We start from the raw sequence: 11,847 nt of genomic DNA, 5'->3' as shown, positions 1-11,847 counted from the left end.
GCAACTAGCAGAAAGCAAGCAATCGGGACCGTCAGCATGCTTGCGGCAGACATGTGTGCTTTCCTCGCCAACACGTCCATGCCGCTAGTCGTCATCTGAAGCTTTCCTCGGTTGCTTAGGGGCGTCGTATGGCATCAGCACAGTCGCCAGTACGCGCGCCTTACGCCTTTTGCTGGGCTTGTTCGCCACCAGCGGCCGCAGGAGTGCCTGCAGGTCGGTGATCATGTCGCGGAACTCGCAATCGCTGAGGTTGAGCACCACTTCGCGATAGCCCACTCCATCGGCTTGCAGATCGATACGGTCGCGCTCCAAGTAGCGCGAAAACTCGCCGAGCAGCCCGGCGGCGAACATCGAGAAGTAGCGGAAATGATCCTCGGCGCTGACTCCCGCCAAGTCATCCGCATCCAGAACTGCCTTCCCCGGTGCCAGCGCATAGCTGCGCTCGATCACGCCACGCACAGGCCGCTCCGCCGCGACCTCAATGATGCCGGCCTTGAGTAGGATGCCGAGGTGACGGTACAGCGTGGCCTGCGGTATCTCGGCGAGAGTCTCTAATAATTGCTTGCTGGTGCGCGTTCCATTGGCCAGTGCACGAATGATCTGCATTCGTCGTGGATGGAGGACGGCATCTTTCCGCAATTTTGGCTTTGGTCTCATTATAGAGAACATTATCAATAGTGATAATGTTCGTCAAGACCTACATCTGAACGATATGAAACACGCAACGACGGACGATGCCTGTAGACGCTGCATTTGACCGGTTCTGACGGGAGCCGGAAGGTCGTTTTGAGAAGCCCGCGGGGATCTCCACGAGGAAGGGGGTCAGGTTCACTTCCTCCATGGAACAAGTGAACCTGACCCCGTTCCTAAGCAAGGTGCGCGTGGCAGCATCTGCGCGCGCTTTTCTGCCCGCGGAGGCGCGTTTGCCGCGTTTCATCAATGCCGATCTGATTGCCGCCGGGCTGGCACCGTTCGCACCGGAATCCGCCGCGATCAAGGCCGGCTGATGCTTGATGAAGTCGCGCACTGCGCGAGGCGCTGTGAAAGTTTTGCGTTCGAGACCACGCGTTCGGGCGTGGGCTATCTGCGGCATATCAAGGAGTGGCGCGCACAGGGTTACCGCGTCAGTCTGTTTTTCCTGAGCCTGCCCGATGCCGAAACCGCTGTGGCGCGCGTGGCCGAACGCGTGCGGCAAGGTGGACACGACATTCCCGAGGTCGTCATCCGGCGCCGTTTTACCGCAGGCTGGAACAATTTCCATCGGTACTACCGCGCCGCAGTGAACGACTGGGCGCTCTACAATACTGCGGGCAATTCGCCCTTGCTGCTGGAATGGGGAGAGAACCCGTGATGCCACAGGATTTATCCAAAGCCAGAAACCCGGATCTGCGCGCCTCGTTTGCGGCTATGCAGCGCGCGGCGGAACTGGCCCGCAAGACAGCCGTGCAAACCGACACCGCCATCGTCGTCGTAGAGAACGGCAAGCTGCTGCGCATTCCTGCCGCGCAGTTACGCGGACAAGACACGGTAGCGTAAAAACCCGAAGCGGGAAACCGAATCGGAGCCAAGTGTAATTTGACTGGAATCGGGGGAATCGGGGGCGGGTGTCATTGCGGTCGTGCGCAGACGTCCCAAACGACGAAATTTGCGTCGAACCCTCTGATAGATCCCGAGGTAACTGGAACGAGCGTTTCGCAAATCAGCGTCCTCCCGTCGGCATGTGCCAAGGGCGCCGATACGGCCATGGGGTCGAGGTTGGCGATGTTCGACAGCGCATATCCCTGCATACCGAACCGAAGGTCGAGATCGCCTTCGGAGGCGCCGGCAGCCCCCATCGAGAGTGCGGCGAAGAGGCACGAGATGAATCTCATCAAAGTGTTCAAACCGCGATTCCGATTCGACGTAACCGCTCATGCTCGTTGAGTGCGAAAATTCCAACAACCAACCGAAAGACGCGCGTGATGGAGGTGCGCGGCCTTTTCAATAATGGATCCCTTTTTGCGACTTGCGCAGGCGCGCGAGCATCTGTGCGCGCGCCTCGAGCGGGATCGAATCGCGATGGAGGCCCTCGACAATTGCTGCGACCACGCGCTTGGACCCTTTCTCGCCCCAAAATTTATCCGTGACTCATGATCATGTTACAAACACGCACGAATCAGCTTCTTGCGGCTACATTGTCGTTCGGGGCGAATGCCAATAGCGAGTCACTTCGGCCATGCCGTCGAAATGGCGGGGCATCACAGCTTGTCGCCTGACGGACGGTTCGCTGTCACATGTCTCGACGACCGGCCAACCAGTCCTGAAGGTCCCGCATGTTTGACTTATCAATATTCTCCGACCCCTCGGTCTGGGCCGCACTCATCACGCTGATCGTCATGGAAGTCGTTCTCGGAATCGACAACCTCATCTTCATTTCGATCCTCTCCAACAAACTTCCAGAGGCTCATCGCCAAAAAGCCCGGCGTGTCGGAATCGGTTTGGCGCTTGTGATGCGACTGATCCTGTTGTCGATGATTGCGTGGATCGTCGGACTGACTGCGCCCGTCATTGATTTGGGGTTTTCGGGGAGCGCGACAGCCGATCCGGTCACCGGCCAGCTTCACTACGCATGGGAGACCGCTTTTTCGTGGCGGGACCTGATTCTTTTCGCCGGTGGCTTATTTCTTGTCTGGAAGGCGACGAAAGAAATCCATCATCTGCTCGACCCCACTCCCTCGAACGACTTGCTCGACAAGCAGCGACCAGCCGCGATTGGTTTTGGTTCAGCCATCGCCCAGATTATCGCGCTTGACGTCGTGTTCTCTATCGACTCGATCCTGACCGCGGTGGGTATGACCGATTATCTGCCCGTGATGGTCATCGCCGTCATCGTGGCCGTCGCAGCGATGATGCTTGCTGCCGATCCCCTCGCCAACTTCATAAACCGCAATCCAACAGTGGTCATGCTGGCGCTGGGTTTTCTGCTGATGATCGGGATGGTACTGATCGCTGAGGGCTTCGGCGCACACATTCCGAAAGGGTACATCTACGCCGCGATGGCCTTCTCGGCGGGCGTCGAGTCGCTCAACATCGGGTTCCGCCGAGCGCAACAAACGCGCTCTAGCGGCGAGAAGCCTCGAAACGATGGGGACGGCGTGGAGCATTGAATCTCGCCGAGTTCGGTAGAGGCTCCAACGCTTTAGAGAATGGAGCTATGAACAAGTTGAAGAGGTTTTCAGCTGAGATGCGGGCGCGCGACTTGGTCCGTCAACATCGCTCAATGAGCGAAAGAACGGTCTCAACCTCCGAATCAGCAAGGCGGACGACGCCAATGCCCTTCTGCGCGAATTGGTCATTTCCTTCGGTGAAGCCGGCTACGTCGCCCTGTTCGAGATCACCGATGCCGCCACCATCCCCATCCTCGCCGTGCGTCACCAACGCGAAGACGACTACCACTGATCGAGCGCGGAATCGAGACCATGTGCAATTCCCGTTGCGCCGACTCATCGGATCGCTCGCAAATAACGACATCCGCCCTTGATTTTCAACAGACCCGGATGCTCGCACAGCAGGTGACCCATCAACCACGAGGTGCCTCGAAAATCGCCGGCATAGCAGGGGACAACTCCGTCCATTGCTGCCCTGACGACCACTTGGAAGACGTCATCAGAAAGGACATAGTCGAAACCCGCGGCGCCACCAAACGGTTCAAGGAAACGTTCGACGATTTGAACGCGCTACTGAAACAGCGGTGCGACAACCAAGGCCGCGACCGCTGAAAGGTGTTGAGCGCAATCAATCTATCGAATCGCGCGACAACCCGCGTATTCCTCGCGCGTGACCATGCCGTCTGCATTCTTGTCGCAGGTCTTGAAGTTCGACATCAACCACGGATCGGCTTTTGCCTGATCCATGGTCACCCTGCCCTTCTTGCCCGTGTCCATGCTGTCGAACGAATTCATGTTGCTGACGGCCATGTTGTCGCCCGGATCCTTCTGCATGATGTGTTCCTTGGCCTGGGCCTCGGCGTTGGTGGTCTTGTCTGCGGCCGGCGGCGTCGATTGAGCGTGAAGCATGCTCGACAAAACAAGCGAGGCGGCAAACACGGCGATGAATGAGTTGTTCATGGCAACGGTCCAGGTTGGGGTGGGCGTCGCCATCGTGCTCTCGCCGAGATGAATGGACGGTCGTCGTCGCCCTGACTTGATAGCGCGTCGTTGCGCGGCGCAGGCTGCCCGCACGGCCAGTTCAGACAGCAACGGCAACCCGAAAGCCGGCAGCTGCTTTCACGCACGGCGCAAGATCACGGCATGTGGTGATCGTCTCCAATCTCGAGACTGGAAATGGTCAATCGCTTGTTCGGCTCGCCCGACGCCGTCCTGCGCATGCGCAGATCCGGCGATCAGTGAGCGCTTCACGCTGCTGACTGCCGTTCTCGTCCGCATCAAACGGCAATGCGTCGGCAGGATCCCGAATGCAATCGCAATCCTTCGTGTTTCGTCTACGTGGCGTTGGCGCGCCGACTTACGGCGCCGCCTCGTCGAACCCATCCGCAAATATCACGTCACTCGGCGCCCGCGTGAAAAAATACGCCGAGCCGGGCATCGTGCTGTCGGGCGCACTCCACAGCCACGAACCCACCAGCGCATTGTCGCCGTCCAACGTCACCGGCAAGCCGAATTGATCGGCCGGTGCGCCGTCGCTCGCGACCAGCGTTTGCGTCTGGACGAACGTACCGCCGGATCCGTCGAACTCATACACCGCACCCTGCGCGGTACTGGCGCTCCAGCCGTCCGCACCGATCAGCGCCGTCGTCCCCTGGAGCGCAACGGAGTGACCGAACTTGTCGCCAATGCCGCCGTCGTTTGCGACAAGTTTTTGCGTCTGCGTCCACGCGCCATCCGCTTGCGTAAAAATGTATGCCGCTCCCTGTGTGTCGACGCCGCCGGGATTCGAGCCCCAGGCACCGATCAACAGCGTCGGACCCGACAGCGCGGTCGCGTAGCCGAAGTAGGTATTGCTGGCGCCGTCGTCCGCCACCAGCTTCTGGGTCTGCGTCCACGTGCCGTCCGTCAGGCCGAACACGTAGGCCGCGCCCTGATAGGTGTTGTTCGCGTACGCGCCAATCACCGCAGTGGTGCCTTTGAACGACACCGAGTAGCCAAAGATGTCGCCGGTCCCGCCGTCGTCCGCGACCAGCGTCTGACCTTGCATCCAGGTCCCGTCCGGCGACTGGTTGAAGACGACCGCCTTGCCCTGGAAGTCCTGCGTACCGACCGTGGCGCCGTCGCAACCAAAGATGGCCGTCGTGCCGCTCAGTGCGAGCGAGTAGCCGCAAAAATCGAACGGCAACCCGTCATTGGTGACGATTTTCTGACTCTCGCTCCAGACACCGTCGGTGAGCGTGAACGCATAGACGGCTCCCTATCCATAATTGTCGTTGACACTCGCGCTGTACGCGCTGATGAGCGCCGTCGTGCCGTTGAACACGATCGCGTGGCCGAACGTGTCGAACTCAAGGCCGTCACTTGCGACGAGCTTCTGGGTCCGGGTCCAGACCCCAGCGATCTGCTGGAACACATACACCGCGCCGACGGCATCGTGGCCGTCGATCTTCGCCTGCTGCGCGCCGACCATCGCGGTCGTGCCGTGCAACGCGACGGCGTAGCCGAACTCAGGGTCGAACGCGGGGTCGGGCTCGGTTACCTCCTGAGATTCCGTCCACGGATTGCTTCCGAGCGTCCGATGGATGGCATTGCGCAAGCCCGAAGGAACTCCGCTCGTCCAGTCGGCGCTTTTTGCCGGCGATGCGGCGCGCAGAGGAATGACGGGGGCGAAAAAAATCACGCAAGTCAGGACAGAGAGAGCTGTGCGTACGCGCGGACGTGAAGCGGAAGCAAAACCATTCATGGTGGATCCAAGCCTCGAGGTTGCGAAGTCGCGGAGTTGCCAACGATCACCGCCGGATGCGGCAACAGCGTCACCGGGATGTTGAAACGGCACGTCAAGCACAATGACGGCGATCCCGAGTATCCAGAAGGGTCCCGTGCGTGTTCAATAGCGCAACGTGACCAGTTCACGTCATGACGAGATTACGTCAGCGAATCGGAATGTCCTTGTCAGACGGCGACCAGTGCCTCGCTGCCAGCCAACCGAGCTGGAAACGCGTTTGCGCATCGAGGCGCTGCATGATGTCGGTGATCCGTCGCGTCAACGTGCTCGCGGAAATGTCGAGTTCATAGGCAATGGCCTTGTCGTTGAGTCCAGCCGCGAGCAGCGGGATCAGCTGATCGGCCTCCGGCGGCAGGCGGGTGCCGGCTTCACCGGTGTGCAGTTGTCCCGCCGACGTAACAGCGATCGGCGCTGCGCGCTCCCACAGGATCTCGAACATCGAATACAGCGCATCGAGCAACGCCGACGATCGCACCAGCAGCGACGGACTGCCGGGACGTTCGAGGTCGAGCGGAATCAGCGCGACGTTGCGGTCGGCCATGACCATCTTGAACGGCAGTTGCGAAACCACGCGCACTTCCTCGCCCGCCTCCATGTCCGCCCGGATGCGCCCGACGACGCCCGGGATTGCAAGGAATGCCTGATCGGCAATGCTGCGATAACGGACGCCTCGCGCAATGGCATCCACCTGCGTGGTGCTCGCCTGCTCGGGGCCTGCAATGAGGATCGGCGGCCGCTCCAAAAAGATAAGTTCGTGCCGCGCGGCATGTTGCATCTGTTCGAAGACGTGGCGCTCCGCTTCGCGCGTGGTGATGAGTTCGATCATCTGCTGGCGCGTGCCGGCACCATCGGTGGCGCGCTGCTGCAAGCGCTGGATCTCCGCCCGTGCGCGTCGCAACGCATCCTCGCGCCGCGACAGGATCGCTTCAATGGCAATGTCCGGCGAGGCCGGAACGAAACGCCGCGGCTCGCCGGCAGCGACGGTCACCAGCCCCATGGCCTGCAGTGACACCAGCAGGCGCTGCACCTTGCGTGACGGCCACGCCAGAGCCGATGAGAGCTCGGCAAGCGTTGCCTCGGGATGATCGAGCAGTGCGACGTAGGCGGATTCCTCCGCTGCACCGATTCCCAGCGATTCGAGCGGGCGTTCTGTCACGGCGTAGCTGGGTGGGGCGTTCAACCGAAGTTCCTCGTCTGGAGCGTGCAGGTTGCCCGGGTCAACGGACCTCTGACACCTCGATTCAGGAGTGCGCGACAACGTGGGGCAGCGCCGCAGGGAATCGCAGGTTATTTTCCAACGGAATGGGCGACAACGATGTTAACTGCAGATGTTGGAAACGCGGCTCCTGGAGCCCGCAGTGATCCCGCGCACAGCGCGTGCGCCAAAGCAGACGCTGCAGGGTTGAGCGCAGCGGTCTGCACTGGCACGATTGCTCCATGACCCGCACGTCTGCTCCTTCATCCCACCTGCGCGACCTCTCACGTCTTCGCCGCGTGCGCGACCGGATGGATCGCGAGTTCGCCCAACCGCTGGACGTCGAGGCGCTCGCGCGCGGTGCGCACATGTCAGCCGGCCATCTCAGTCGTGAGTTCCGCCGCGCGTATGGCGAATCGCCCTACTCGTATCTGATGACGCGTCGGATCGAGCGCGCGATGGCACTGTTGCGACAAGGCGATCTCAGCGTGACCGACGTCTGCTTTGCTGTCGGTTGCTCGTCGATGGGCACGTTCAGCACGCGCTTCACCGAACTGGTCGGCGTTTCCCCAAGTGTGTATCGACGACAAACCGAGGCGATCGCCGGCATTCCGTCGTGTGTCGCGAAGCAGGTCACGCGACCGGTCAGGAATCGAGAAGCGCGGATCAGCGAGCCGCAATTAGACCGACCCCGTCACCTCAACGAGACGGACTGCCATGAACCTCACCATCCATTCCTCCTTTCTCCCGCACACCGATGCAGATGCGGCCCTCGCCTTCTATCGCGACTCTCTCGGCTTTGAAGTCCGCAAGGACGTCGGCTACAAGGGCATGCGCTGGATCACGGTCGGCCCGGTCGACCAGCCCGACACGAACATCGTGCTGACTACTGCGGCCGCCACGCCCGGCGTGACCGACGACGAGCGCCGAACCATCGCCGAGATGATGGCAAAAGGCACCTACGCCATGGTCATTCTCGCCACGGCCGACCTCGACGGCACCTTTGCCAAACTGCAGGCGAGCGGCGCCGACGTGGTGCAGGAACCGACCGAACAACCCTACGGCGTGCGCGACTGCGCGTTTCGCGATCCTGCGGGCAACCACGTGCGCATCAACGAAGTGCGCTGATTGTCCCCACGGTGGTTTGCGGAGCGCTCCGCGTGCATGGCATGCATCCGGCGACAGCCAGTCCGCCGATCCGGATGCGTGCCACCGACTGAATTCATTCGAAGCCATCGTCGAACAGGCGGTCGCCGGCGAACACGTACAGCGCGCCTTGCGCAAGAAAGTCATGGTCGTGCCACGGAGCGGCACCGAACAGGGTGCCGCCAGGGCCAAAGCCGAGTACGTATCCGAAACCGGCATTCTGCTGCGGATCGATGGGCAGCACCTTCTGCTGCTGCGTCCACGCGCCGGCGACCTTCTCGATGATGTAGATCGCCCCGACACCATCCGCATCGCGACATCCCACCGCCAGCTCGCGTTGGCTCATCGCAACGCGCGTGCAGTAGGTGCTCGCTGTCACGTCGTCCGGCAATATGCTGGCTTCGGGCAGCCATCCGTTCGGCGTGCGCCGGAAGATCTGCACCGGCGATTGCACTTCGTTGCCCGCAACCGCGAGCAGATCGCCAGCGAGACTTGCGGTGGTGCCAAAGCTCTGCGACGGCGTGTTGCCGGACAACACGCCATCGGGCTGCAACTGGCCTCCGATACGCGCATAGAGTGCGATTTCGCCAATGTCGTTGTTCGCGAAGGGATCGGCGAGCATCGCAGTGTCACCGGAGAGCAGCACCGGAAACCCTCGGTGATCGATGGTCTGCATCGGCGTCCAGCTGCCGGCCGTCGAACGCTCGTAGACCATCGTCTTGCCGACGCGATCGCCGACCAACGCAGTGCCGCCTTCGTAAGCGGTGCCGATGCCGAACAGCGTTTCGTAGCCTGGCGCCACCGGCAGCAGTTGCGCTTCCAGCGACCAGACGCCTGCGCTGCGATGAAACGCATACACCGCACCTGCCTCGATCACGGCGCCGAGCGGTCGACCGGTAGCGCTGATGAGCGCAACGTCACCTTTCAGCGTGATCTGCTGTCCGAACGCATCGCCCGCCATCCCATCGGGAGCGAGGATGCGTGACTGGAACACCCAGTCGCCTCCGATCTGCCGACGGTATTCATGCACCGCACCGCGGTTCTGCTGCGCGCCAACGTCCTCGCCCGGCGCGCCGACCAGCAGCGTGTCGCCGTCGACCGCAAACCATCCGAAAGTGGCGTCGGTCAGACCCTGGTCGAGTCGCAGCGTGCGCGTCAGCGCAAACGGATTGCCCGATTCCGGACCACCAAACAAGACGACGCCCTGTGTCTCGTTGCCGTTGATGGTCGCGGCAGGATTGCCGACCATCGCCGTGGGACCGACGCGATCGATGGCGATGCGATAGCCCAGGTATTCGTCCTCCGCCGCGAGCGGATCGGTCCGCACGGTTTGCGAGAGAACGCCGGTGAAGCCGCTGGAGAATTTCAGCAGTTGCACGGCTCCGCCATTTGGCGCGCCGTCGCTGTTGGAGCACAAGCCGATCAGTGCCCAGACATCGTCGAGCGCGAGGTTGCAGCCGTAGCCGTCATCCGCAACCGGGGACGGCGCCTGCAGCACCGTGCGCGGCGTCCACGTGCCGTTGGTGCGCGTGTAGCTGCGAACGCGCCCACTGCGGCCGGTCGTTGCGTTCGACGGCGCACTGACCAGCATCCGATCGGGCGTGGACGGATCGGCGCCACTGATCGCGACGGCGCTGCCGAAGCGGTTGTCGGTGTGGTCGCCACCCACCGGTTCGACCAGGCGCGCGGCTTCGCTCCAAGTGTCCTGCGTCAGCTCGAACACATATGCCGCACCCGCGTGGTTGTAGGGAGCGACATTTTCGCGCGGCGCACCCACGACCACCGCGCCAGCGACGACCGCCACCGACGTTCCGAAATAGGCACCGGCCTGCGGAACCGAAGGCAACAGGGTGGTCGAGCCCCACGTGTCTGCGCTGGTTCGCCGCAGCACACGCACGCGGCCCTGGTTGGCACCGGCATTTCCGTCGTAACTGGACATGCCCGCCACGATGATGGTGTCGTTCGCCGCGACGCTGTCGTAGTACGTATCGTTGGCGTAAATGGTGTAGACCGAGTCCCAGCCCCCTGCACGATGCACAAAAACATGCAGCGCGCCGGTGCCCGTGTTGGAATCGTAGGTGGAGCGCACGAGGGTGCCGTCGTTCAACGCGACAAGAGCGCCCGAGTCGCCGGGAATGGAGAGGTCCTGGTCCTCGAGGTATGACCAACCGGTGCCACTGCGCGCATAGGTGCGAATCACTGGTGCACCCGCGCCATTGCCGTACTCGCTGACCACTGCGAGGTCGCCATCGACGGCGACCGACATCCCGAACGCCTGATGGGGAGAGCCGTCACCGGAAGCGACCGGACTCAGCCATTGCCGAAAGGTGTGTTCGGCTGCAACGGCCGGGCTGACCATCACGGCGAGCGCTGCCAACAGCGCCCACGTCATCACGTTGCAAAAGCGACCTCGCCCAATGCAGCCGGACATGTGCGCACTCCCGTATCAGAATTGATACCGGGTTCCACGCAACAACGCGCCATCAAGGGCCAGCTTTTTCTTCGCGATCACCAAAGCAGCGACAAGGGATGTCTTGCTCCTCCCAGCGTGCGTCTCGCGATCGCCCCGAACCGGGATCTCCCGACGGTAACCGCCGGGAGACGATCAGAACGTCACTCGAACCCGTTCGCAAAAATCGAGTCGCGCTCGAGACGTGTCACCGTGTGGTCCGAATCGGGAATCGGAAAGTTGAAATTCCACAGGCGGAAGCCGGCAACCAGGATGCGATCACTGGAATCGACGAGCATCGATGTCGGCCGACCCTGCGGCGTCACCAGCGATGGATATTCGAACGACACCGTTGCCGTGGGTCCCGCGCCTGTCGCGTCGAACTGGGCAATCGACTGGAGCGTGTCGGAATTGTACGGATTTGGAATGATGCCGTTGGATGCGAGCGACACCACCAGGTCACCGTTCGGACGCGCGACCAGATCCGTGACATAGGTGTTCAACCCGAGGTTGACGTGGGTCGAGCCGCCGGTACCGAACCCCGGTGTTGCCGTTCCGTCCGGCTGGAATGAACCGAGCAGCACATCGGTCAGCGTGTTGAAGAATTCATCGTCGTGGTTGGCGTTGCCGGTGAGGAGGATGCGCCCGTCGGCCTGCAACTTGATCGCCGTGACGGACACACCATCGAAATGCACGCCGGTGTCGTACGTGATCAGCACATAGCCATTGGTGCCGAAGGCGGAGTCGAGCGACCCCGTGTCCGGGTCAACGGAAAACAGGTAGCCGGCGGAGTTCGAGTTGTCGCCGCTTTGCGCAGAGCCACCCACCAGGATGTGACCGTTACTGGCAAGCGCCGCCGTGTACGCAAAATCCAGACTGTCCGGTATCAGTTCGGGGTCGATCACCACCGTGCCCGGCAAGGGTCCGCTGCCGTCACCGAAGGTCTCGTCGAGTGCCCCGGTCGCGGCGTCGAGCTTGGCAATGCCGATGGCACTGGAATGGCCCGACGCACCGCCGGGATCGGTGTTGCCGATCGCGTACAACGAATTGCCGCTGTAAAGGATACGCGCCACGTCACTGCTGAACGTGGGTCCGTTCAACGCGACTTCGACGGTTCCAGCCGTGC

At 61.9% G+C, this 11,847-nt stretch carries 15 protein-coding genes and 2 pseudogenes; 8 read left to right on the top strand and 9 right to left on the bottom strand.

Annotated features, from left to right (window positions below; genetic code table 11):
- Positions 1–84: 84 nt before the first annotated feature.
- On the bottom strand, positions 85–657 hold the full coding sequence (locus ABIV12_RS07750) for a helix-turn-helix domain-containing protein (RefSeq protein ID WP_348057937.1): 573 nt from the start codon (positions 655–657) through the stop codon (positions 85–87).
- A gap of 182 nt (positions 658–839) precedes the next feature.
- Between ABIV12_RS07750 and ABIV12_RS07745 the strand changes: the two genes are divergently transcribed.
- Genes ABIV12_RS07745 through ABIV12_RS07735 form a run of 3 tightly spaced genes read left to right on the top strand, consistent with a single transcriptional unit; the run spans position 840 to position 1,536 of the window.
- Positions 840–1,007: a hypothetical protein gene (locus tag ABIV12_RS07745; protein ID WP_348057935.1), complete on the top strand. Its 168-nt coding sequence runs from the start codon at positions 840–842 to the stop codon at positions 1,005–1,007.
- Positions 1,007–1,351 (top strand): hypothetical protein, encoded by a 345-nt coding sequence (locus ABIV12_RS07740; protein ID WP_348057933.1) that lies wholly within the window; start codon positions 1,007–1,009, stop codon positions 1,349–1,351. Before ABIV12_RS07745 ends, ABIV12_RS07740 begins: the two co-directional genes overlap by 1 nt.
- On the top strand, positions 1,351–1,536 hold the full coding sequence (locus tag ABIV12_RS07735) for a hypothetical protein (RefSeq protein WP_348057941.1): 186 nt from the start codon (positions 1,351–1,353) through the stop codon (positions 1,534–1,536). Before ABIV12_RS07740 ends, ABIV12_RS07735 begins: the two co-directional genes overlap by 1 nt.
- 71 nt (positions 1,537–1,607) lie before the next feature.
- On the opposite strand, the gene ABIV12_RS07730 is transcribed toward ABIV12_RS07735, so the two are convergent.
- On the bottom strand, positions 1,608–1,883 hold the full coding sequence (locus ABIV12_RS07730; protein WP_348057931.1) for a hypothetical protein: 276 nt from the start codon (positions 1,881–1,883) through the stop codon (positions 1,608–1,610).
- A 429-nt stretch (positions 1,884–2,312) separates the two neighbouring features.
- On the opposite strand from ABIV12_RS07730, the gene ABIV12_RS07725 reads away from it, so the two are divergent.
- The 3 genes and pseudogenes from ABIV12_RS07725 to ABIV12_RS07715 all read left to right on the top strand — a co-directional run bounded on the left by ABIV12_RS07725 (position 2,313) and on the right by ABIV12_RS07715 (position 3,758).
- A complete protein-coding gene (locus ABIV12_RS07725; protein WP_348057926.1) occupies positions 2,313–3,146 on the top strand; it encodes a TerC family protein in 834 nt (277 codons plus the stop codon).
- A gap of 172 nt (positions 3,147–3,318) precedes the next feature.
- A pseudogene (locus ABIV12_RS07720) lies at positions 3,319–3,438 on the top strand (type II toxin-antitoxin system RelE/ParE family toxin); the annotation flags it as partial.
- 20 nt (positions 3,439–3,458) lie between these two features.
- Positions 3,459–3,758: a hypothetical protein gene (locus tag ABIV12_RS07715; protein WP_348057924.1), complete on the top strand. Its 300-nt coding sequence runs from the start codon at positions 3,459–3,461 to the stop codon at positions 3,756–3,758.
- A 21-nt stretch (positions 3,759–3,779) separates the two neighbouring features.
- Here the strand turns inward: ABIV12_RS07715 and ABIV12_RS07710 are convergent, their stop codons facing one another.
- The 5 genes and pseudogenes from ABIV12_RS07710 to ABIV12_RS07690 form a co-directional block, all read right to left on the bottom strand.
- Positions 3,780–4,106 carry a hypothetical protein gene (locus tag ABIV12_RS07710; protein WP_348057923.1) on the bottom strand — a complete coding sequence of 109 codons (327 nt, stop codon included), beginning with the start codon at positions 4,104–4,106 and terminating at the stop codon, positions 3,780–3,782.
- Between the two features lie 397 nt (positions 4,107–4,503).
- On the bottom strand, positions 4,504–5,193 hold the full coding sequence (locus ABIV12_RS07705) for an FG-GAP repeat protein (protein WP_348057939.1): 690 nt from the start codon (positions 5,191–5,193) through the stop codon (positions 4,504–4,506).
- Positions 5,194–5,268: 75 nt separating this feature from the next.
- Positions 5,269–5,355, bottom strand: a pseudogene (locus ABIV12_RS07700) (hypothetical protein); the annotation flags it as partial.
- Between the two features lie 48 nt (positions 5,356–5,403).
- Positions 5,404–5,826 (bottom strand): FG-GAP repeat protein, encoded by a 423-nt coding sequence (locus ABIV12_RS07695; protein WP_348057921.1) that lies wholly within the window; start codon positions 5,824–5,826, stop codon positions 5,404–5,406.
- A 250-nt stretch (positions 5,827–6,076) separates the two neighbouring features.
- Positions 6,077–7,111 (bottom strand): helix-turn-helix domain-containing protein, encoded by a 1,035-nt coding sequence (locus ABIV12_RS07690; protein ID WP_348057919.1) that lies wholly within the window; start codon positions 7,109–7,111, stop codon positions 6,077–6,079.
- 257 nt (positions 7,112–7,368) lie between these two features.
- On the opposite strand from ABIV12_RS07690, the gene ABIV12_RS07685 reads away from it, so the two are divergent.
- Both ABIV12_RS07685 and ABIV12_RS07680 read left to right on the top strand, forming a co-directional pair.
- Complete coding sequence (locus ABIV12_RS07685; protein WP_348057917.1) at positions 7,369–7,929, top strand: helix-turn-helix transcriptional regulator; 561 nt, start codon at positions 7,369–7,371, stop codon at positions 7,927–7,929.
- Complete coding sequence (locus tag ABIV12_RS07680) at positions 7,844–8,254, top strand: VOC family protein (protein WP_348057915.1); 411 nt, start codon at positions 7,844–7,846, stop codon at positions 8,252–8,254. The genes ABIV12_RS07685 and ABIV12_RS07680 overlap by 86 nt, the downstream gene beginning before the upstream one ends.
- Positions 8,255–8,348: 94 nt before the next feature.
- On the opposite strand, the gene ABIV12_RS07675 is transcribed toward ABIV12_RS07680, so the two are convergent.
- Positions 8,349–10,703 (bottom strand): hypothetical protein, encoded by a 2,355-nt coding sequence (locus tag ABIV12_RS07675; RefSeq protein WP_348057913.1) that lies wholly within the window; start codon positions 10,701–10,703, stop codon positions 8,349–8,351.
- Between the two features lie 182 nt (positions 10,704–10,885).
- The coding region (locus ABIV12_RS07670; RefSeq protein ID WP_348057911.1) for a hypothetical protein at positions 10,886–11,847 on the bottom strand (962 nt) is incomplete at its 5' end.

It is taken from the genome of Dokdonella sp. (genome assembly GCF_039926425.1).
Lineage (GTDB): Bacteria > Pseudomonadota > Gammaproteobacteria > Xanthomonadales > Rhodanobacteraceae > Dokdonella_A.
Note: the sequence above shows the minus strand (reverse complement) of the source record. Positions and strands in the feature narration are given on the sequence as shown.